This is a genomic window from Aeromonas sp. 604282 (assembly GCF_049170575.1).
Taxonomy (GTDB): domain Bacteria; phylum Pseudomonadota; class Gammaproteobacteria; order Enterobacterales; family Aeromonadaceae; genus Aeromonas; species Aeromonas veronii_A.
Genome location: NZ_JAAKMV010000004.1, coordinates 168,096 through 188,401, shown reverse-complemented (window position 1 = coordinate 188,401; position 20,306 = coordinate 168,096). Strand labels below are relative to the sequence as shown.

Sequence of the window (20,306 nt, the reverse complement as noted above, 5' to 3'; positions counted from 1 at the left end):
TGATTTTGCGGTAAAGGAGATAGAAAAACGCCCCGCTGTTGCGGGGCGTTTTCAAGCTATCGCGCTCGGGATGGATCCCGGCGGGCATGAACCTTACTTCTGCGGACGCAGGGCCGGGAACAGAATGACGTCACGGATGGTGTGGCTGTTGGTAAACAGCATGACCAGACGGTCGATACCGATACCCTGACCGGCAGTCGGCGGCAGGCCGTGTTCCAGCGCGGTGACGAAGTCGGCGTCGTAGAACATGGCTTCGTCGTCGCCAGCTTCTTTCTGATCAACCTGATCCTGAAAGCGCTTGGCCTGATCTTCAGCATCGTTCAGCTCGGAGAAGCCGTTGGCCAGCTCGCGGCCACCGATGAAGAATTCGAAGCGGTCGGTTACATCCGGGTTCACGTCGTTGCGGCGAGCCAGCGGAGAAACGGCTGCCGGGTACTCGGTGATGAAGGTCGGTTGCAGCAGCATGTGCTCCACGGTCTCTTCGAAGATCGCGGTGATCACGTGGCCCAGCTCCCAGCCCTTCATCAGCTCGATGTGCAGACGCTTGGCAACGGCCTTGGCGCTCTCGAGGGTCGCCAGATCGTCCAGAGTTACATCCGGGTTGAACTTCAGGATGGACTCGACCATGGTGAGACGCTGGAACGGCTGACCGAAATCGATGGTCAGACCCTCTTCGCCCTCTTTGGCGTAACGGATCTTGGTGTCGCCCAGAATGTCCTGCGCCAGAGTGCGCAGCAGCTCTTCGGTCAGGTCCATCAGATCGATGTAGTCGGCGTAGGCCATGTAGAACTCGATCATGGTGAACTCGGGGTTGTGACGAACCGAGATACCTTCGTTACGGAAGTTGCGGTTGATCTCGTAGACACGCTCGAAGCCACCAACCACCAGACGCTTCAGGTAGAGCTCCGGAGCGATACGCAGGTACATGTCGATGTCCAGCGCATTGTGGTGAGTGACGAACGGACGCGCGGAAGCACCACCCGGGATGACTTGCATCATCGGGGTTTCCACTTCCATGAAGCGCTTTTCATTGAAGAATTTACGGATACCGGCAACCACCTGGGTGCGGATCATGAAGGTCTTGCGGGACTCTTCGTTGGCGATCAGATCCAGGTAGCGCTGGCGGCAGCGGGCTTCCTGGTCGGTCAGGCCTTTGTGCTTCTCGGGCAGCGGACGCAGCGCCTTGGTCAGCAGGCGGATATCGGAAACGTGAACGGAGAGCTCACCGGTCTGGGTCTTGAACAGGGTCCCTTCGACACCCACGATGTCGCCCAGATCCCACTTCTTGAACTGCTCGTTGTAGAAACCTTCCGGCAGGTCGTCACGGGTGACGTAGACCTGGATCTTGCCGGCCATGTCCTGCAGGGTGGCGAAAGAAGCCTTGCCCATGATCCGGCGGGTCATGATGCGACCGGCAATCTTCACCCGTTTACCCAGGCTCGTCAGCTCCTCGGCGCTCTTGTCGTCGAACTCTGCGTGCAGATCGCCAGAGAGGCTGTCGCGACGGAAGTCGTTGGGGAAAGGATTACCCTGGGCACGCAGGGCGGCCAGCTTGGAACGACGCTCGGTCATCTCGTTGTTGAGTTCGAGAGTGTGGTCGACTTCCGGAGTGATGGTTTGTTCAGACATGGTGATTCCTGCTTGTTTACAGACCTGATTTCAGGCTGGCTTCGATAAACTTGTCCAAGTCACCGTCGAGCACCGATTGGGTATTACGGGTTTCGACGCCGGTGCGCAGATCCTTGATACGGGAGTCATCCAGCACATAGGAACGGATCTGGCTGCCCCAACCGATATCAGACTTGGTCTCTTCCAGGGCTTGTTTCTCAGCGTTCTGCTTCTGAATTTCCAGCTCGTAGAGCTTGGCTTTCAGCTGCTTCATACACTGGTCTTTGTTTTTGTGCTGGGAACGGTCGTTCTGGCACTGTACCACGACACCGGTCGGAACGTGGGTAATACGCACCGCGGATTCGGTTCGGTTAACGTGCTGACCACCGGCACCGGAGGCGCGGTAGACGTCGATCCGCAGATCCGCCGGGTTGATTTCGATATCGATATCGTCGTCGATCTCGGGGTAGACGAACACAGAACAGAAGGAGGTGTGACGGCGGCCACCGGAATCGAACGGGGACTTGCGAACCAGACGGTGAACGCCGGTTTCGGTACGCAGCCAGCCGAACGCATATTCGCCGGTGAACTTGATGGTGGCGGATTTGATACCGGCCACGTCGCCTTCGGAGCATTCAATCAGCTCGGGCTTGTAGCCGTGGGCATCGCCCCAGCGCAGGTACATGCGCAGTACCATGTTGGCCCAATCCTGTGCTTCGGTACCACCGGAGCCGGATTGAATATCGATATAGCAGTCAGAGCCGTCGTGCTGACCGGAGAACATGCGGCGGAACTCGAGATCCACCAGCTTGGCTTCCAGCTGTTCGGATTCGGCGATGGCTTCGTTGAAGGTCTCTTCGTCTTCCCCTTCCACGGCCAGGCTCACCAGCATCTCGACGTCATCCACGCCCTGGGTCAGGGTGTCGATGGTGCCGACCACGTTTTCCAGCGCTACGCGCTCTTTGCCCAGCGCCTGTGCGCGCTCGGGTTCATTCCATACGTCCGGCTGTTCCAGCTCGGCGTTGACCTCTTCTAGACGCTCTTTCTTGGCGTCATAGTCAAAGGTACCCCCTAAGAAGCTCGGTCCGCTCAGACAGCTCCTTAAGTTTATTTAATACGGGATTAACTTCGAACATCGTGAAAACTCTCAGGGTCGATGTGATTTAAAAATGGGATATTCTAGCCAATTGTGGAAGGAATAAACAGGGTTGCCTTGGCTTGTGCGGCTCATGCCGTCAATTTCTGGTGTACTTTTCTCCACCTCGGCAGAAAATATCGCCTGCCGACCCATTTTCGGCTTCAGTTTTGGCCATTCGGGCCGCTAATGACTACGTAGTGTTGTGCACTTTTAGGGAAAAACCCGCTCCTCACCTCAATAAGAAGAACGCATGATGAAAAACCTGTCACTCAAGCAGAAGATACTGTTGTCAGTGGTGATCGCCCTTTCGCTGGTGATCTCGTTGCTCTCCTGGCAGAGCTATAGCAGCCAGAAGAGTCTGTTGCTGCAAGGCAGTCAGGAGCAGTTGCAGCGGTTAGGCACCCAGCAGGCCGAGCGTGTCAGCGACTGGCTCGCAGCCCGTCGCGACGTCATTCAGGCGCTCGGCAACAAGGCAGGTGCCGACCCCCTCAATGCCTTGCAACAGGCACAAGTTTCCGGCCGTTTCCAGCTTACCTATTTCGGTGAGAGCAGCGGCAAGATGAATGACTCCGATCCCTCCATCAACCGCGATGGCTACGACCCGCGCTCCCGTGGCTGGTATCAGGAAGCGATGGGCAAGGGCGGCCTGATTGTCACCAAGCCCTATCTCGATGTGGCCTACAACATCATGGTGGTCACTCTGGCCCAGCCGGTATCCGGCGGGGTAGTAGGTGGTGACCTCTCCATCGCCTCGCTGGTGGAAGACGTGACCAAGATGCAACTGCCTGCCGACGGTTTTGCCATCATGATGCACAAGGATGGCACCATCATCGCCTACAAGGATGCGGCCAAGGCGATGAAACCGGCGATCGAGATCGACAACGATCTGACCAACACGCTGATCGAGCAGAGCAAGTCGAGCAAGGAGCTGGTTCCGGCCTACTTCGACAGCGAAGGGCGTGACAAGCTGCTGTGGGCGGCCGATATCCCCGACACGGATTGGGAACTGGTGCTGGTGCTGGACAAGGCCGCACTGGAAGCGCCGCTCTCCTCCTTGCTGATGACCCAGCTGGGGATGGCGCTGCTGGTGCTGGTGGGCAGTATTCTCGCCATCTCCTGGTTGGTCAGCATGCTGCTTGGCCCGCTCAGCAAGGTCTCCCAGGCCCTGGCCCGCATAGCCGATGGTAACGGCGATCTGACCCAGCGCATCAAGATCGATGCCAACGACGAAGTGGGCCAGCTGGCCAACAGCTTCAACCGCTTCGTCGGCAGCCAGCACCAGCTGATCGCCAATATCCGCCAGCTGGCCAACGAGTTGAACGCTGATGCCGAGCGCAGTCTGGTGACCAACCAGGCCGCCGTGGACGAGCTGCAGCGTCAGCAGCAGGAGGTGACCATGGTCGCCACTGCGGTCACCGAGATGGCGAGCGCCACCATGGAGATCGCTGGCAATGCCGAGAATACCGCCGCCGCTGCCCAGCAATCTGCCCAGAGCAGTGAACAGGGCAAGATGCTGGTCAACAAGACCCGCCAGTCCATCAATGGTCTGGCTGAAGAAGTGGGACAGGCGACCGAAGTGATCGGCGAGCTGAGCCGCCACGCGCAGGCCATCACCAGCATCCTCTCCACCATTCAGGGGATTGCCGAGCAGACCAACCTGCTGGCACTGAACGCGGCCATCGAAGCGGCTCGTGCCGGTGAGCAGGGCCGTGGTTTTGCGGTGGTGGCTGACGAGGTGCGGGTGCTGTCGCGCCGTACCCAGGACTCCACCCAGCAGATCCAGTCCACCATCGAGACCCTGCAGCAGACCACCGCCCGTGCGGTGAGCCTGATGCAGACTAGTCAGAGTTTGGCAGATAACAGTGTGCAGGATGCCGATGCCGCCGCTGCCGCGCTGGAGGAGATCACCCAGGCAGTGTCGCTCATCTCCGACATGGCAGGCCAGATCGCTACGGCGGCTGAGGAGCAGACCCAGGTGACCGGAGAGATCACCCAGAACACCACCGCCATCAAGGATGTGAGTGACGAGATCACCGCCGCCGCCATGCGTGATCTGGATCAGGCCCAGAGCCTCAAGGGGCGAGCTACTGACCTGAACCAGCAGGTGTCGACCTTTATTCTGTAAAGTCCGGTTTTAGGCAGTCATCAACAAGCCCCGCACTCGGCCGAGTGCGGGGCTTGTTGTTACCCGGAATATGATGGAGCCTGTCTGTATGGTTGGTTTGGTTGGTTTGGTTGGTTTGGTTGGTTTGGTTGGTTTGGTTGGTTTGGTTGGTACCTTCATGCCTGTGTGGTGCCATTGCCCAGCAAAGAGGCCACAGACGGAAGACTTAGCCAGTAAACAAGATGACGAGTCCAGTAAACAAAAAGCGCCCACCGATTGGTGGGCGCATTTGTATTTACGTCTGACTACAGGGAATTACAAGAAGGGCAGTGCCAGGAATAGCTTGATCACCATGGCGTTAATGATGTCGATAAAGAAGGCGCCCACCATGGGCACCACCAGAAACGCCAGATGGGAGGGACCAAAGCGCTGGGTGATGGCCTGCATATTGGCAATGGCTGTCGGGGTTGCTCCCAGACCGAAGCCGCAGTGGCCCGCTGCCAGTACGGCCGCATCATAGTTGCTGCCCATCACCCTGAACGTAACGAAGATGGCGTAGAGTGCCATCGCTACGGTCTGGGCGGCCAGCAGGATAAAGATGGGGAGCGCCAGGTTGGCCAGATCCCACAATCGCAGACTCATCAAGGCCATGGCGAGGAATAGTGACAGGCTGACGTTGCCGAGCAGGGAGACCTCGCGGTCGCTCACCTCGTGCCAGTTCAGCAGGGTCAGCACATTGCGCAGCAGTACGCCGACGAACAGCACGCAGACGAACACTGGTAGTTCGAAAGCGCCACCTTTCAGGTAGGCGGAGAGTATCTCGCCTCCCTTGAGACTGATGGCAATCAGCGCCAGCGTCTCGATGACGCTGAAGGTGGTGAGGGGCCGCTCCATGTCCGGCATCTCGAAGCCTTGAGGTGCGCCATCCCGGTTGTGCTCCTCACCGGGCACCTGCACCTTTTTCACCAGATAGCGGGCCACCGGGCCGCCGATCAACCCCCCCAGTACCAGGCCGAAGGTGGCACAGGCGATGGCCAGTTCGGCGGCGGATTGCACACCGTACTTCTCGGTGAAGGTGGCGCCCCAGGCCGCCCCGGTACCGTGACCGCCGGAGAGGGTGATGGAACCGGCCAGCAGCCCCATGTGGGGATCCAGGCCAAGCAGAGTCGCCAGACCCACGCCCAGGCTGTTCTGTACCAGCAGCAGACCGGTAACTACCAGCAGAAAGGTGAGTACCGCTTTGCCGCCGCGCTTGAGGCTGGCGAGATCGGCAGAGAGACCAATGGAGGCAAAAAACGCCAGCATCAGCGGTGTCTGCAGGCTGGTATCGAATTGCAGCTCCATCTGCAGGGTGGAGCGTAGCAGCAGTAGCACCAGCGCGACCACCAGACCACCGGCAACCGGTTTAGGGATGTTGAAGGTTCGCAGCAGCCCGACACGAGTGACTAGCACTCGGCCAAGCAGTAATACCAGAGTGGCAGCGACCAGTGTTGCGTAGGAATCAAGTTGTATCATTCAGTACTCCCATGTTGATTGGCTGTGCCTTCTGTTGGTGAAGACTCACAGATTCAGCCGGGATAAAAACAGTGTGGCTTATAGGCCAACTTTAAGAAGGGGAGAGTGCTCCCCGCCCCATGAAAATAGGGCCAGTGCGGGCCTGAAATATTCAGGCATCCAGATGATATTTACGAAAAATCGGGCGAATAGTAGCAAAAAACGTCGTTTGGTGCCAACTTTGTCGTATTAATGTTCGCCTGGGTGCCTTATTGTGAAATTTAATACCATAGTGGTAGTGAGTGAAAAAGCCAAAAAGAGGGTAGGGAACGGCTGTCATTTAGGGTGTCAGTCTCTATAATTCGCCGGTTTCCGCTGCGCGCAGAGGAGCTGGCGGGTGTTGACATTGTGGTTCACCCCGATATGGCTCCTGTGCCGGCGGTGTTCACTTCATCAAGAGGAGAGGGTGTGAAGAAGAAGTCCATCTATATCGCCTACACAGGCGGCACCATTGGGATGCAGCGTTCCGAGCACGGCTACGTGCCGATGGCTGGCTTTATGGAAGACTGTCTGGCGCGGATGCCCGAGTTCCACCGCCCCGAGATGCCGGATTACCATATCCACGAATATGCGCCCCTCATTGACTCTTCCGACATGACCCCGGCGGACTGGCAGCGTATCGCTGAAGATATTCGCGACAACTACGACAAGTACGATGGCTTTGTGATCCTGCACGGCACCGACACCATGTCGTTCACCGCCTCGGCGCTCTCCTTCATGCTCGAAGATCTGCACAAACCGGTCATCATTACCGGCTCCCAGATCCCGCTCGCCGAGCTGCGATCCGACGGTCAGCAGAACCTGCTCAACGCCCTCTATATTGCGGCCAACTACCCGATCCACGAGGTGACGCTGTTCTTTAACAACCAGCTCTATCGCGGCAACCGCAGCAAGAAGGTGCACGCCGACGGCTTCCACGCCTTCGACTCCCCCAACTATCCGCCGCTGCTCAATGCCGGGATCGCCATCTCGCTGGAGGCGGGCGAACTGGGTGTGCCGTCCGAGCGGCCGCTGGTACTGCACGACATCACCCCTCAGCCCATTGGTGTGGTGACCCTCTATCCGGGGATCTCCAGCGAGGTGATCGCCAATATCCTGCAACAGCCGGTGAAGGCGCTGATCCTGCTGTCGTTCGGAGTGGGCAATGCGCCGCAGAATCCGGCCATGCTGGCACTGCTCTCCGAGGCCTCGGCCCGCGGCGTCATCATCGTCAACTTGAGCCAGTGCCTGCACGGCAAGGTCAATATGGGGGGGTATGCTACCGGCAACGCCCTGTCGCGGGCCGGGGTTATCTCGGGCTTTGATATGACCGCCGAAGCGGCGCTCACCAAGCTGCACTTCCTGCTGAGCCAGAACTTGCCTTCCCACCGCATTCGCGAGTTGATGCAGCAGTCCCTGCGTGGGGAGCTGACTCCCTGAGAAACTGTCCACGATCTTACTGCGAAGCCGCGATCAAGGCTCATGTGCTGCTCGCGTGTTTGTGAACCAGAGGCTCACGTATATCTATACGCTCCGCTTCCTGCGCTGCTCTTCACCTTGCTGACGTCTTCTCGCTACAGGTCGTGAACAGCTTCTGACCTCCCCACCATGGGGAGAGTGGAAAAAGAGGGGAGCCATTATGGCTCCCCTCTCTGTTGTGGCCGCTGCGAGCGGCCTACCGGGTCAGGTTCAATGGTTAAGGTCGACCCGCACTATCTCTTCCTCATCGCGATACTGACGCTTGAGCTCGCTCTTGCTCTTCATCACGATCTCGCCATCACGACCGATATTCATGTGCTCCGGATTGTCGAGATGCATCGCCTGCCAGGCTATCACGGCTTGCAGGGAGGTGGCCTTCTGCTCGTCGGTGAGGGGCTTGCCATCGGGCCACTTGCCCAGCTCGACTGCGGTTTTGAGCCGCTCGTACACCTCTTGTGGCATCTGCCTGATTGCTTGCAAAAACTCACCCTGTTGAAACGACATCCGGCCTCTCCTTGAACTATTGAGCTATAAGCTGCGGGATCTGACGGGCAGATCCTGACGGGCTATGCAGGCAGATCCTGGCGGACTACGCCAGCCATCTGTTCCATCACCCGCACTACCTGACAACTGTACCCGAACTCGTTGTCATACCATACGTAGAGCACGCAGTGATCCCCCTCGGCGATGGTCGCCTGGGAGTCGACGATGCCCGCATAACGGGAACCCACCATGTCGGAGGAGACCAGCTCGGTGCTGGCACTGAAGTCGATCTGGCGATGGAGGGCCGAGCTTAGCGCCATCTGCTGCAGATAAGCGTTGAGGCTCTCCCGATCGGTGGCTTGCTCCAGCGACAGATTGATGATGGCCAGCGACACGTTGGGAGTCGGTACCCGGATGGCGTTGCCGGTCAGCTTGCCCTTGAGTTCGGGCAGCGCCTTGGCCACCGCCTTGGCGGCGCCGGTGCTGGTCATCACCATATTGAGGGCCGCGCTGCGACCGCGGCGCTCGCCTTTGTGGTAGTTGTCGATGAGGTTCTGATCGTTGGTGTAGGAGTGGACCGTCTCCACGTGGCCGTGGCGGATGCCGTACTTGTCCTGCATCACCTTGAGCACCGGGGTGATAGCGTTGGTGGTGCAGGAGGCGGAGGAGATGATCCTGTCACCCGGGCCTATCACCTCATGGTTGACCCCGAACACCACGTTTTTCATCTCCCCCTTGCCGGGAGCTGTCAGCAGCACCTTGCCGGCACCGCGCGCTTTCAGGTGCTCGGAGAGGCCTGCTTCGTCACGCCAGACGCCGGTGTTGTCGACGATCAGCGCATCGTGAATGCCGTAGGCGGTGTAGTCGATGTCGGCCGGGCTATTGGCGTAGATCACCTGAATGAAGGTGCCGTTGGCGATGATGGCGCTGCGCTCCACATCCACCTCGATGGAGCCGTTGAAGGGACCGTGCACCGAGTCGCGGCGCAGCAGGCTGGCACGTTTCTCCAGATCCCCGTCGCGACCGCCACGCACCACGATGGCGCGCAGGCGCAGCGGATTGGCGGCGCCGGTACGCTCGATCAGCAGGCGGGCCAGCAGGCGACCGATACGGCCAAAGCCGTAGAGCACCACGTCGGTCGGCTGCGGCATCTGGCTGCGGCCAAGGGCAGGTGCCAGTCGCGCTTGCAGATAGTCCTCGATCCCCGCCTCATCCTGATGATCCTGCCAGTAGCCGACTGCCAGCTTGCCAAGGTCTACCTCGGCAGCGGTGGGTTTGAGGGCAACGATGGCCTGAAGCAGGGGGAAGCTTTGCTGGATTGGAAGGGGAGCGCCCTGGTGGCGGCGGACGACCCGGTGGGCCTTTAGGATATCGATGGTGGAGGCGTTTTGCAGCGGGCGGCCGTAGAGGGTGATCTCGACCCCTTGTTGTCGGTAGAGGCGACCAATCAAGGGTTGCATGGCTTCGGCGAGCTCCTGGCTCTCCTGCCACGCTTGCAAGTAGTGCTCGTGGGTCATTGACCAGATCCTTTATTTCACGTTGTTGGTGTAAATAGAAAATTCGTCGAATGCAGATCAGTGTAGGGGTCTATATTTCGTTATATTATTCTGCAATCGCGGCCTTATATGGCGCGCGCATTGTAATGGATATGTAACCGGTTTGCTAGCCGGTGGTGGCCGACAGAGGCTTCAGTTGTTACCAACCCGCGTTACCAACAAGATGTGAATCATGGCCAATTTCCCCCTGCGACAGACCTTCATCATGCTTTCAGTCGGCCTTGCCGTAGCTGGCTGCAATGACGATCGGATCCACAATATCTGCAGCAACCATGCCGAGCTCTGTCAGGATCTGGTGGACGATGGCTGGTGTCGCTACGAGCGTACCGATGTGATCCGCAGCCGCTTCTATCTCAAGGAGGAGGGAACGGATCGGCGCAAGTACGAGCTGATGCGCAACCTTGAGCGCTATCTTAAGTGTGCCGAGCGCTCTACCAACATCGAGTATAAGAATGCCCGTGAGCAGAAGAGCCCACGGGTGGAGGGGATGCTGGCGGCTGGCGAACAGCTGGCCCAGCTCGATGTGGCCACCCGCAACTCGCAGGATCCCTACTTGCTGCTCTGGCACTGGACCAACAACACCAACGAGCTGGCCCGTCAGCAGTTTATGGCGCTGGAAGGTAACAAGGTGCTCGACGAACCGGAACTTCAGCTGGCCCTTGGCGGAGCCTACGCCAAGAGCGACCCCGAGAAAGCTATTTCCATCATGCATCACGGTCTCTCCCTCTATCGGGAAGGTGACAAGATAAACAGCCGCCTGCTCACCTCCCTCAGCACCCTCTATATGGGCCAGAAGCAGTACGGGCTGGCCTATCTGTGGGGCAAGGTGAGTGAGTCTTTTCAGGATGCGCCAGAGGTCTCTGCCAGGCGTTTTGGTATTTATCACACCCTGAGCAAAACAGATCAGGATGGCTACGATGTGCGGGCTGCCGAAATTGTCGAGCAGCTCAAGCATGGCAACTACCGGCCCTGAGGCAGTGATGACGATGTTCTCCCCGGCCAGCTGCTGGCCCGCACCTTTTTCCCTCTCGTTTGTCCATGGCGAGGTGATCACCGATGGCCATACCCTGGAACGCCTTACGGTACGTGCCGTAGTACTCCGTGGCGACGAGTTGCTGCTGGTCCACTCCCGGGTCAACGGTGATCTGATGTTTCCTGGCGGCGGCGTTGAAGCGGGGGAAAACCACCATGTGGCGCTGGCCCGCGAGCTGAAGGAGGAGTGCGGTGCCGAGTTGCTGGAAGTAGGGACCCTGCTTGGCGAGACCCGGGAATACCGCGCCGCCCGCGAGCCGGGGTTCGATGCCTACTGCATCCGCTCGCTCTACTACTTGTGCCGGATTGGTGATCAACTGGTGGAGCCACAGCCACAGCCCTACGAGATCCGCCTTGGCTTCGTGCCCGGCTGGTTTGGCCTCGACGAAGCGCTGCAGACCAACAAGACCCAGCTGGCGGGGCCCTGTCCCCAGTGGACGGCGCGAGAGACCCGGGTGCTGGCCCAGCTGCAACGCTGGCATCAACAGGGGATCTTCGACCACGGCTACTGAAGTAGATCAAGCCGCGACGGTCAGTGATACCAACAAAAAGAGCGCCAATAGGCGCTCTTTTTCATTGCGAGGGTGGCGGTTACTGGCCGCTCTATCGTGCGAGGTTACTTGACCTCTTCGCCCTTGGCTTGCAGATCCGCGTGATAGGAGGAGCGCACGAAAGGACCGCAGGCGGCGTGGGTAAAGCCCAGCTCCATGGCGACATCTTTCAGCTCGTCAAACTCTGCTGGCGGCACGTAGCGCTTGACCGGCAGGTGGTGGCGGCTCGGCTGCAGATACTGACCCAAGGTCAGCATGTTGACGCCGTGGGCGCGCAGATCCTTGAGCACCTCGACGATCTCTTCGTTGGTCTCGCCAAGGCCCATCATCAGGCCGGACTTGGTCGGCACGTGAGGGTGCATCTCCTTGATGCGGCGCAGCAGCTCCAGCGACCACTTGTAGTCGGCGCCCGGGCGGGCGACGCGATACATGCGCGGCGCGGTTTCCAGGTTGTGGTTGAAGACGTCTGGCGGGGTCTCGCGGAACACCTCCAGCGCCTGCTCCATCCGGCCACGGAAATCCGGAGTCAGGATCTCGATGCGGGTCTGCGGGCTGTGCTCGCGGATCTCGCGGATGCAGTCGGCGAAGTGCTGGGCACCGCCGTCGCGCAGATCGTCGCGGTCCACCGAGGTGATCACCACATACTTGAGGTTCATCTCCTTGATGGTCAGCGCCAGCTTCTTCGGCTCTTCCGGATCGAGCGCCAGCGGGCGGCCGTGGGCCACGTCGCAGAAGGGGCAGCGACGGGTGCAGATGGCGCCCATGATCATGAAGGTGGCGGTGCCGTGGTTGAAACACTCCGCCAGGTTGGGGCAGGAGGCCTCTTCACACACCGAGTGCAGCTTGTTCTTGCGCAAGGTGCTCTTGATGTGTTCGATCTTCTGGCTGGAGGGGGGCAGCTTGATCCGCATCCAGTCCGGCTTGCGAAGGAGTTCTTCGTTGGGATCCGGCATGAATTTCACCGGGATCAGGGCCATCTTGTCGCCATCGCGCAGCTTGACGCCCGGCTCCATACGAACGGGTTTGCTCATGATTCACTCTCGGTGTTTGTTATTGTTTGATAGCCAATCAGGCGGGCCAGTTCGGCCACCAGAATGGATTGCGCCTCGGCCACGCTTTGCGGGCCGCCCAGGGCGCTGGTCTGGGTCATGGCCATGCCCGCATAGCCGCACGGATTGATGTGCAGGAAAGGGGTCATGTCCATGTTGATATTGAGGGCCAGCCCGTGGAACGAGCACCCCTTGCGGATGCGCAGACCCAGCGAGGCCAGTTTTGCCTCCATGCCAAGGTCATTTTTCACATAGACCCCGGGAGCATCGGCCTTGGCATAAGCCTGGATATCGCTTTTGGCGAGGGTGTTTATGATGGCTGTCTCCAGCGCGGTCACCAGCTCGCGCACCGAGAATTTGCAGCGGCGCACATCCACCAGTACGTAGAGCACCAGCTGGCCCGGGCCGTGATAGGTCACCTGACCGCCGCGATCGCTCTGCACCACCGGGATATTGCCCGGATTGAGCAGGTGTTCGGCCTTGCCGGCCTGGCCCTGGGTGTAGACGGGGTCATGTTCGACCACCCAGAACTCGTCCGGGGTGTCGCTGGTGCGGTTGTCGGTGAAGGCTTTCATGGCGTCCCATACCGGCTGGTAGGGGCGGCGACCCAGCTGCCTGACTATCAGGCTGTGCTGAGCGGGGATCTGGGATGACATGGTGTCCTCGTGGCGTGCTGCGGCCAAAAACAGTCGCCCCGCAGAACGGGGCGAGAGAGAAATTACAGTACGTATTTCACCAGCTCGATCTTGCCCAGCGCAGTGTACATCGCTTCGATGTGCTCTTTGCTCTGGGCAGTCACGGTCACGCGAACCGAGTGATAGTTGCCCTTGGAGCTGGGCTGGACGGTCGGGCTGTAGGTGCCGGGGGCGTGCTGCTGCAGCACTTCAACCACCATATCCGGCAACGCAGGATCCGCGATGCCGAGTACCTTGAACGGGAATTTGCAGGGAAACTCCAGCAGTTCATCAAACTTGGTATTCATTTACTCACCTTTTTCGTCATCAGCATGATGACTTCATCTTGGATGGCTAGTGGCCGATGGCCCGTGGAGGCCGCCATTTCAAGTCTGCATGGGTGCGGCTAAACCCTATATGGGCGCCGTACACTCCGGGATCAAGGCCGGGAGCGGTCAGACAAGGATGGAAGTGCTGCTTTTTACCACAAATCAGGGTAAGGCGGAACCTGCAGTTTACAGGGTTATTCACTGCCTTTGCCCGGCGCAGACAGCAGCGGCGCCTGTTGGCGCCGCTGTTCGGTGAGGATTGTGCGTCGGATTACTTGAACCAGCTGGTGACCAGCAGTACCAGGTAGTCCCACAGACGGCTCATCAAGCCACCTTCTTGCACCTCTTCCAGGGCGACCAGTGGTACCTGCTTGATCTCTTTGTCACCCTGCTTCAGGAACACGGTACCAACGCGCTGACCCTTGGCCAACGGGGCTTTCAGCTCGCTGTCGAGCTGGAAGTCTGCCTTGAGGTTGTTGCCCTGACCGCGAGTGACCAGCACGGAGACATCTTTGTCGACGCCCAGTTTCACTTCAGACTTGTCGCCCATCCAGATCTTCTGGGTGACCAGCTCGGTGCCTGCCTTGTATGGAGTCAGGCTCTGGAAGAAGCGGAAGCCGTAGGTGAGCAGTTTCTTGCTCTCGGCGGCGCGGGAGGCTTCGCTGCTGGCGCCCAGTACCACGGCGATCAGGCGCATGCCTTCGTTGTTGGTGGCAGAGGAGACCAGGTTATAGCCGACCTGGCTGACGTGGCCGGTCTTGATGCCATCCACTTGCAGGGATTGATCCCACAGCAGGCGGTTGCGGTTGTGCTGGGTGATACCGTTGAAGACGAAGGATTTCTGGGAGTAGATCTTGTACTCCTCCGGCTGATCATGGATCAGTGCCTGACCCAGGCGGGCCATATCACGGGCTGTACTGTAGTGACCCTCTTCATCCAGACCGTGGGGGTTCTTGAACTGGGTGTCCTTCATGCCGAGCTTGGCGGCCCAGGCATTCATCAGGCTGGCGAAGGAGTCGGTACTGCCGGCCAGATGTTCGGCCATGGCGACGCAGGCATCGTTGCCGGACTGGATGATGATGCCCTTGTTCAGGTCATCGACAGAGACCTGCTTGCCCACCTCGATAAACATCTTGGAGGAGTCTGAGTAGTTCTTGGACCAGGCGTTCTGGCTGATGGTCACCATGTCGGTGCCCTTGATGTTCCCCTTGTGCAGCTCGTCGCCAACGATGTAGGAGGTCATCATCTTGGTCAGGCTGGCAGGGGGCAGACGCTCGTCGGCGTTCTGCTCGGCCAGCACCTGACCGGAGTAGTAGTCGATCAGGATATGGGCCTTGGCGGAGATCTCCGGCGCGGCGGGAACCACCACTGGGTTGGCGTTCGGCGTGGGTGTCGGCACCGGCGTATTGGCCTGAGCGGTTACGCTGATCAGTGAGGCCAGAAGAACTGAACGGGCAAATTTGGACATCTTGAAATTCCTGCGAGCCAGATGGGGATAAAATGCGGGCCTAACTATACCAGATGCGCCCGCAGGTTATAGTCCGACATGGCGATCATGACTGGTTTTTTATCCATCAATCCCTGCCATCACGCCATAAAGCGACGTGATGGCGGGGCCAGGAGATTGGTCACCGCCGCTGTCAGAGGAGGGATCAGGGCACGATAAAGGCCTGTTCCAGTCCCCCTTGCCGTACTTTTTCCAGCAGTGCGGCTTGTTTATCCGCCTCCACCGGGCCGATCAAGACCCGGAAGATGGCGCCATGGGCTTCAATCCGGTAGGGCACACCATGGCGCTGGGTCATCACCTTGCCCATCGCCTCGGCCCGATCCCGGGAGCCGCTGGCCAGTACCTGGATCATCTTGCCATCACCGCTGCTGGCGGGCGCTGCAGCCTTGGCCGGAGCCTGCTTGACAGGTGCCGCTTTGGCAGGCTTGGCCGCTGGCGCCTTGACGGGAGCAGGGGCAGCAGCGGGAGTGGCCATCGCCAGTGCGGTCGGTTCACCCAGGAAGCCATCTTGCGCCACTGTGTTGGATGCCGTTGCTGGCGGGGTGGTCGGGGTCATCTCGATGGGCTTCATCGGTTCCATGATCACCATCTGGTCCGGGGTGTCGTTGATCAGCTCCAGTCGAACGCGAGCTGTGCCGCTATCGACCATCTCCAGCTGCTTGGCTGCCGCATAGGAGAGGTCGATCAGGTGAGGGCTGTTGAAAGGGCCGCGATCGTTGACCCGCACTATGGTCTCCAGCCCGTTGTCCAGATTGGTGACCCGCACATAGCTCGGGATGGGCAGGTTGCGATGGGCGGCGCTGAACAGCTTGCTGTCCAGCACATCGCCGTTGGCGGTCTTCTGGCCATCCAGATCCGGTGACAGCCAGCTGGCGGAGCCCTCTTCGCTATAGTGCTTGATATCGCGCCACACCTCGTTTTTCTGTTTGCCAATCCAGTAGTCCCGGTTGCCGCTCGCGCTCAGGGGCTCCGGGCGTGGGATGGCGCCGGTGGCTTGCGGGATCTCGATAACGGGTGGCTTGCTGACCGGTGCAGGCGGCTCGACAGGGGCGCTCTGTTCCGGCTGGCTGCTACAGGCGGCCAGCAACAAGCTCAGACTGAGCGGGAGGAGTTTGTGACGAAGATGCATACGCTTCCTGAATGGCTTGGCTAAGTTGATACACCGCCATCGCGTAGAGTGGGCTGCGATTGTAGCGGGTGATCACGTAAAAGTTATGCCGTGCGACCCAGTATTCCGGTCCATCGGCTTGGGCAAGCGCCAGCAACTTGACCGGCGTCTGCGGGGCCAGCGGCGTGGCGAGCTCAATCCCTGCCGCCGCCAGTTCTGACCACTGTTGTGTGAGCTCGGGCTCAGATCTCAGCAAAGGTTCGACCGCCATCAGCCCGATCTGGGCAGGTTCCACCACGGATTCGCCCCAGCGCCACTGGTGGCTGGCTAAATAGTTGGCCACGCTGCCGATGGCATCGACCGGGTTGGCAAACAGATCCCGCTTGCCATCCCCGTCAAAATCGACGGCGTAGTGGCGGTAGCTGGAGGGCATGAACTGCCCCATCCCCATGGCGCCAGCATAGGAGCCCTTGAGGTGCTCCAGCGACCACCCCTCTTCCCTTGCCAGCAACACCAGCTGGGCAAACTCCTTGGCAAAGAAGTCGCTGCGCTCCGGGTAGTGGAACCCCAGGGTGTAGAGGCTATCGAGCACCGGATGACGGCCCATCTGGCGACCGTAGAAGGTCTCGATCCCTATGATGGCCACGATGAGCGAGGCCGGCACCCGATAGAGCTGTTCCGCGCGGGCCAGCGTCTCGGCATGTTGCTGCCAGAACTGCTGGCCGTCACGGATGCGATCCGGGGTAACAAACAGCGGCCGGTAGCGATGCCAGGGTTTGGCCTCCCACGGCTTGCTGATGGTGTCGAGCACCTCCTGCCGTAACTGAGCGCGGGCGACGGCAGCCTGCAGCTCCGCCAGCGGCACTTGCTGCTGTTCGGCGAGCAGGGCCAAGCGATCCGGCGCCACGGCAGCGGTTGCCATCGAGGCGGCGAGAGAGAGCAACAATCCAACCCGTTTCATCAGGCAAGCAGCCCTCTATGAGTCTGAATTGACATCAGGATACCGAATCCGGCCATCAAGGTCACCATGGAGGTGCAGCCATCGATCTTCAGCAGCAGGGGAACACCCACCGCCGGCAAATAGATCCATCTCATCATGCCAGCAGCCTTCTATGAGTCTGGATGGACATCAGTATGCCAAAGCCGGCCATCAGGGTCACCATGGAGGTGCCGCCATAGCTCACCAGCGGCAGGGGAACCCCCACCACCGGCAGGATGCCACTCACCATGCCCATGTTGACGAACACATAGACGAAGAAGGTGAGGGTGATGGCGCCGCCCAGCAGTCGCTCGAAGCTGTTCTGGGCCTGCATCGAGATAAACAGGCAGCGGCTGATGACGTAGAGGTAGAGCACCAGCAGCAGGGCAACCCCTACCAGACCGAACTCCTCGCTGAATACTGCGAAGATGAAGTCGGTATGGCGCTCGGGCAGGAACTCCAGCTGGGACTGGGTCCCTTGCAGCCACCCCTTGCCAAAGACGCCGCCGGAGCCGATAGCAATCTTGGACTGGATGATGTGGTAGCCTCGGCCGAGCGGGTCTTTCTCCGGGTCGAGCAGCATCAGCACCCGCTGGCGCTGGTAGTCGTGCATCAGGAAGAACCAGAGCACCGGCATAAAGGCCAGCATCAGCAGGACCGCCAAGCCGATCAGCCACCAGCTGAGCCCCGCCAGGAAGATGACGAAGAAGCCGGAGGCGGCCACCAGAATGGAGGTGCCAAGGTCAGGCTGGGCGGCGATCAGCAGGGTGGGCAGCAGCACCATGATGAGGGCGATCACCACATGGCTGAACTTGGGTGGCAGCGAGTGGCGACTGAGCCAAGCAGCCACCATGATCGGCATGGAGAGCTTCATCACCTCGGAGGGCTGGAACTTCATAAAGCCCAGATCGAGCCAGCGCTGGGCCCCCTTGCCGATGTGGCCGAACACGTCCACAGCAATCAGCATCAGCACCACCACGGCGAACAGCGGCACCGACCAGCGGGCGTAGAGGGAGGGGGGCAGCTGGGCCAGGCCGATCATCAGGGCAAAGGCGAGGCCGCCGCGCACCAGCTGGCGCACGATGGAGTCCATATCCTGACCGGAGGCGGAGTAGAGCACCACCATGGAGAGGGTCATCACGGCCAGCAGACCGAGCAGCAGGGGCAAGTCGATATGCAGCTTGTACCAGATGCTCTGCTGGCGGGCAGAATTACTCATTGGGAGCGACCTCACTCGGTTGGGACGGCTTTTCCGGTGCCGGTGGCAGTTGCGGATCAGGGGGCAGCAGATAGGCATCCAGCATCTGGCGTGCAATGGGCGATGCAGCTCGACCACCGCCACCTCCGATGGAGTTTTCCAGTACCAGAGCTACCACCGCTTTGGGTGCCTCGAAGGGGGCATAAGCAACGAACAAAGCGTTATCGCGATGCTCCGCCTTGACAGTCTTGATGTTGTAAACCTGATTTTCCTTCAAACCGACTACCTGGGCTGTGCCCGATTTACCGCCTGAGGAGTAAGGCGCCTTGGCAAACGAGTGACGGCCACTGCCTTCACTGCCATGGTTGACTCGCCACATCCCATCCTGCGCCACTTTCCAGAAGCTGTCGTTCTTGAGCTTGAGGGCGATATTGGGGTTGATAGGGGCATCGACCACCCCCGCCTGGGAAGCGGTGCTCTTGAGCAGGTGCGGGGTGACGTCGTGGCCGTTTTGGGTCAGGATACTGATCGCCTTGGCCAGCTGGAGCGGTGTCGCGCTCCAGTAGCCCTGACCGATACCGACAGAGATGGTGTCACCCTGATACCAGGGCTGGCGCCAGCGGGCCATCTTCCAGTCACGGGACGGCATGACGCCCTTGGTCTCTTCATAGAGATCGACCCCGGTGTACTGACCGAAGCCAAACTTGGTCATGTAGCTGTGGATCTTGTCGATGCCGACCCGATAGGCGAGATCGTAGAAGTAGGTATCTGCCGAGACCTCGATGGCGCGATAGACATCGAGCCAGCCATGACCCCAGCGGCGCCAGTCGCGAAACTTCTTGGTGGTACCGGGAATGGAGAAGCTCGGGCCGCCGAAATAGCGGTAGCCCGGGGTGATGGCCCCCTCGTTGAGACCCATGATGGACATCATGGGTTTGACGGTGGAGGCGGGGGCATAGATCCCCTGAGTGGTACGGTTCACCAGCGGCCGTGCCGGATCGTTGAGCAGTGCCGAGTAGTTGGCGCTGGATATGCCTGTCACGAACAGGTTGGGGTCGTAGCTGGGGCTCGACTCCAGGGCCAGGATGGCGCCGGTTTTCGGGTCCATCATCACGATGGCACCGCGCTGGCCAGCCAGCAGTTGCTGGGCCTTGAGCTGCATCCGGACGTCGATATTGAGGTAGATATCCTTGCCCGGAACCGGAGGCTGGAACTTGAGGGTGCGGACAATCCGGCCGCGGTTGTTGACCTCGACCTCCTGATAACCCGCCACCCCGTGCAGCTCATCCTCGTAATACTTCTCCACCCCCTGCTTGCCGATATCCTTGGTGGCGGCATAGTTGGCGAGTTTGTCCTCTTTTTCGAGACGTTCCACGTCGCGGGTATTGATCTTGGCCACATAACCCAGCGCATGGGTCAGGGTGTCGCCAAACGGGTAGTAGCGCTTGAGGTAGGCCTCGATGCTGGCACCCGGATAGTTGTGCTGGTTGACCGAGAAGAGCGCCACCTGATATTCGGTCAGCTTTTCGTAGAGAGGGACCGGCTTGAAGCGACGCTGGCGTTTTACTTCGGTCAGAAACTTCTCTTTGGTGCCTTCCGGCAGCCCCAGCAGGGCGATCAGCTGGTCGGCAGTTTTTTCAAGATCCCTGGTCTCTTCCGGGACGATTTCCAGACTGTAGACAGGGCGGTTCTCCGCCAGCAGCACGCCGTTGGTGTCGTAGATGAGACCCCGGGGTGGCGCCACCGGCACTACCCGGATGCGGTTGGAGTTGGAACGCGTCTGGTAGGTGTCGTAGGACTCGACCTGCAGATAATAGAGATTGCCCAGCAGCACCAGCATCAGCACGACGATGCCGATGTAGGCTACCAGGGTGCGCCGGAAGAACAGATTGCCCTCGGCACTGTGATCGCGCATCTCGATGCGTTGTTTCAGCATGCCTTTACCTCGGGTTTGTGGGGGGCAATAACAGCAGGAGCG

General features: G+C 59.7%; 18 protein-coding genes. 4 read left to right on the top strand and 14 right to left on the bottom strand.

What is annotated here, in order from left to right; translation table 11 throughout:
* Positions 1-93: 93 nt before the first annotated feature.
* Positions 94-1,629 carry a lysine--tRNA ligase gene (lysS, locus tag G5367_RS07465; RefSeq protein WP_216975654.1) on the bottom strand — a complete coding sequence of 512 codons (1,536 nt, stop codon included), beginning with the start codon at positions 1,627-1,629 and terminating at the stop codon, positions 94-96.
* 16 nt (positions 1,630-1,645) lie between these two features.
* Positions 1,646-2,744, bottom strand: a protein-coding gene (gene prfB / locus G5367_RS07460; RefSeq protein ID WP_100645262.1) for a peptide chain release factor 2 whose coding sequence is annotated in 2 segments (ribosomal slippage) — positions 1,646-2,668 and positions 2,670-2,744 — 1,098 coding nt in all. Because the reading frame shifts where the segments join, the coding sequence is not laid out codon by codon here.
* Positions 2,745-2,999: 255 nt separating this feature from the next.
* Here prfB and G5367_RS07455 point away from each other — a divergent pair.
* A complete protein-coding gene (locus tag G5367_RS07455; RefSeq protein WP_421244241.1) occupies positions 3,000-4,871 on the top strand; it encodes a methyl-accepting chemotaxis protein in 1,872 nt (623 codons plus the stop codon).
* A gap of 294 nt (positions 4,872-5,165) precedes the next feature.
* Here the strand turns inward: G5367_RS07455 and gltS are convergent, their stop codons facing one another.
* On the bottom strand, positions 5,166-6,365 hold the full coding sequence (gene gltS, locus G5367_RS07450; RefSeq protein WP_216978165.1) for a sodium/glutamate symporter: 1,200 nt from the start codon (positions 6,363-6,365) through the stop codon (positions 5,166-5,168).
* A 402-nt stretch (positions 6,366-6,767) separates the two neighbouring features.
* On the opposite strand from gltS, the gene ansA reads away from it, so the two are divergent.
* Positions 6,768-7,823, top strand: coding sequence for an asparaginase (gene ansA, locus G5367_RS07445; RefSeq protein ID WP_216980274.1), 1,056 nt, complete (start codon positions 6,768-6,770; stop codon positions 7,821-7,823).
* 249 nt (positions 7,824-8,072) lie between these two features.
* Here the strand turns inward: ansA and G5367_RS07440 are convergent, their stop codons facing one another.
* Together G5367_RS07440 and G5367_RS07435 are read right to left on the bottom strand one after the other, a co-directional pair.
* Complete coding sequence (locus tag G5367_RS07440; protein ID WP_421244180.1) at positions 8,073-8,366, bottom strand: YeaC family protein; 294 nt, start codon at positions 8,364-8,366, stop codon at positions 8,073-8,075.
* A gap of 62 nt (positions 8,367-8,428) precedes the next feature.
* Positions 8,429-9,862 (bottom strand): glyceraldehyde-3-phosphate dehydrogenase, encoded by a 1,434-nt coding sequence (locus tag G5367_RS07435; RefSeq protein ID WP_216978166.1) that lies wholly within the window; start codon positions 9,860-9,862, stop codon positions 8,429-8,431.
* Positions 9,863-10,073: 211 nt separating this feature from the next.
* Here G5367_RS07435 and G5367_RS07430 point away from each other — a divergent pair, with 211 nt between their 5' ends.
* Both G5367_RS07430 and G5367_RS07425 read left to right on the top strand, forming a co-directional pair.
* Positions 10,074-10,874: a DUF2989 domain-containing protein gene (locus tag G5367_RS07430; protein ID WP_421244181.1), complete on the top strand. Its 801-nt coding sequence runs from the start codon at positions 10,074-10,076 to the stop codon at positions 10,872-10,874.
* 7 nt (positions 10,875-10,881) lie between these two features.
* Positions 10,882-11,445, top strand: a complete 564-nt coding sequence (locus G5367_RS07425) for an NUDIX hydrolase (protein ID WP_421244182.1) — start codon at positions 10,882-10,884, stop codon at positions 11,443-11,445.
* A 104-nt stretch (positions 11,446-11,549) separates the two neighbouring features.
* On the opposite strand, the gene lipA is transcribed toward G5367_RS07425, so the two are convergent.
* The 9 genes from lipA to mrdA all read right to left on the bottom strand — a co-directional run bounded on the left by lipA (position 11,550) and on the right by mrdA (position 20,264).
* Positions 11,550-12,515, bottom strand: a complete 966-nt coding sequence (gene lipA / locus G5367_RS07420; RefSeq protein ID WP_005335190.1) for a lipoyl synthase — start codon at positions 12,513-12,515, stop codon at positions 11,550-11,552.
* Positions 12,512-13,189 (bottom strand): lipoyl(octanoyl) transferase LipB, encoded by a 678-nt coding sequence (lipB, locus tag G5367_RS07415; RefSeq protein ID WP_204383938.1) that lies wholly within the window; start codon positions 13,187-13,189, stop codon positions 12,512-12,514. The genes lipA and lipB overlap by 4 nt, the downstream gene beginning before the upstream one ends.
* Before the next feature lie 62 nt (positions 13,190-13,251).
* Positions 13,252-13,515 (bottom strand): DUF493 family protein YbeD, encoded by a 264-nt coding sequence (ybeD, locus tag G5367_RS07410; RefSeq protein WP_005348100.1) that lies wholly within the window; start codon positions 13,513-13,515, stop codon positions 13,252-13,254.
* Between the two features lie 292 nt (positions 13,516-13,807).
* Entirely contained in the window at positions 13,808-15,004 is a 1,197-nt protein-coding gene (locus G5367_RS07405) for a D-alanyl-D-alanine carboxypeptidase family protein (RefSeq protein WP_216953014.1), read from the bottom strand.
* 184 nt (positions 15,005-15,188) lie between these two features.
* On the bottom strand, positions 15,189-16,172 hold the full coding sequence (locus tag G5367_RS07400) for a septal ring lytic transglycosylase RlpA family protein (RefSeq protein WP_216978169.1): 984 nt from the start codon (positions 16,170-16,172) through the stop codon (positions 15,189-15,191).
* Positions 16,114-17,112: a lytic murein transglycosylase B gene (gene mltB / locus G5367_RS07395; protein ID WP_216978170.1), complete on the bottom strand. Its 999-nt coding sequence runs from the start codon at positions 17,110-17,112 to the stop codon at positions 16,114-16,116. Before mltB ends, G5367_RS07400 begins: the two co-directional genes overlap by 59 nt.
* Positions 17,112-17,249, bottom strand: a complete 138-nt coding sequence (locus G5367_RS07390) for a hypothetical protein (RefSeq protein WP_421244183.1) — start codon at positions 17,247-17,249, stop codon at positions 17,112-17,114. Before G5367_RS07390 ends, mltB begins: the two co-directional genes overlap by 1 nt.
* Positions 17,246-18,349 (bottom strand): rod shape-determining protein RodA, encoded by a 1,104-nt coding sequence (rodA, locus tag G5367_RS07385; RefSeq protein ID WP_005335170.1) that lies wholly within the window; start codon positions 18,347-18,349, stop codon positions 17,246-17,248. The genes G5367_RS07390 and rodA overlap by 4 nt, the downstream gene beginning before the upstream one ends.
* Positions 18,342-20,264, bottom strand: a complete 1,923-nt coding sequence (gene mrdA / locus G5367_RS07380; protein WP_421235954.1) for a penicillin-binding protein 2 — start codon at positions 20,262-20,264, stop codon at positions 18,342-18,344. The genes rodA and mrdA overlap by 8 nt, the downstream gene beginning before the upstream one ends.
* Positions 20,265-20,306 lie beyond the last annotated feature (42 nt).

Bases quoted from the DNA above. Each gene is read 5' to 3' on its own strand.
- lysS (WP_216975654.1), bottom strand. From the start codon at position 1,629: ATGTCTGAACAAACCATCACTCCGGAAGTCGACCACACTCTCGAACTC.
- G5367_RS07455 (WP_421244241.1), top strand. From the start codon at position 3,000: ATGAAAAACCTGTCACTCAAGCAGAAGATACTGTTGTCAGTGGTGATC.
- gltS (WP_216978165.1), bottom strand. From the start codon at position 6,365: ATGATACAACTTGATTCCTACGCAACACTGGTCGCTGCCACTCTGGTA.
- ansA (WP_216980274.1), top strand. From the start codon at position 6,768: ATGGCTCCTGTGCCGGCGGTGTTCACTTCATCAAGAGGAGAGGGTGTG.
- G5367_RS07440 (WP_421244180.1), bottom strand. From the start codon at position 8,366: ATGTCGTTTCAACAGGGTGAGTTTTTGCAAGCAATCAGGCAGATGCCA.
- G5367_RS07435 (WP_216978166.1), bottom strand. From the start codon at position 9,862: ATGACCCACGAGCACTACTTGCAAGCGTGGCAGGAGAGCCAGGAGCTC.
- G5367_RS07430 (WP_421244181.1), top strand. From the start codon at position 10,074: ATGGCCAATTTCCCCCTGCGACAGACCTTCATCATGCTTTCAGTCGGC.
- G5367_RS07425 (WP_421244182.1), top strand. From the start codon at position 10,882: ATGACGATGTTCTCCCCGGCCAGCTGCTGGCCCGCACCTTTTTCCCTC.
- lipA (WP_005335190.1), bottom strand. From the start codon at position 12,515: ATGAGCAAACCCGTTCGTATGGAGCCGGGCGTCAAGCTGCGCGATGGC.
- lipB (WP_204383938.1), bottom strand. From the start codon at position 13,189: ATGTCATCCCAGATCCCCGCTCAGCACAGCCTGATAGTCAGGCAGCTG.
- ybeD (WP_005348100.1), bottom strand. From the start codon at position 13,515: ATGAATACCAAGTTTGATGAACTGCTGGAGTTTCCCTGCAAATTCCCG.
- G5367_RS07405 (WP_216953014.1), bottom strand. From the start codon at position 15,004: ATGTCCAAATTTGCCCGTTCAGTTCTTCTGGCCTCACTGATCAGCGTA.
- G5367_RS07400 (WP_216978169.1), bottom strand. From the start codon at position 16,172: ATGCATCTTCGTCACAAACTCCTCCCGCTCAGTCTGAGCTTGTTGCTG.
- mltB (WP_216978170.1), bottom strand. From the start codon at position 17,112: ATGAAACGGGTTGGATTGTTGCTCTCTCTCGCCGCCTCGATGGCAACC.
- G5367_RS07390 (WP_421244183.1), bottom strand. From the start codon at position 17,249: ATGATGAGATGGATCTATTTGCCGGCGGTGGGTGTTCCCCTGCTGCTG.
- rodA (WP_005335170.1), bottom strand. From the start codon at position 18,349: ATGAGTAATTCTGCCCGCCAGCAGAGCATCTGGTACAAGCTGCATATC.
- mrdA (WP_421235954.1), bottom strand. From the start codon at position 20,264: ATGCTGAAACAACGCATCGAGATGCGCGATCACAGTGCCGAGGGCAAT.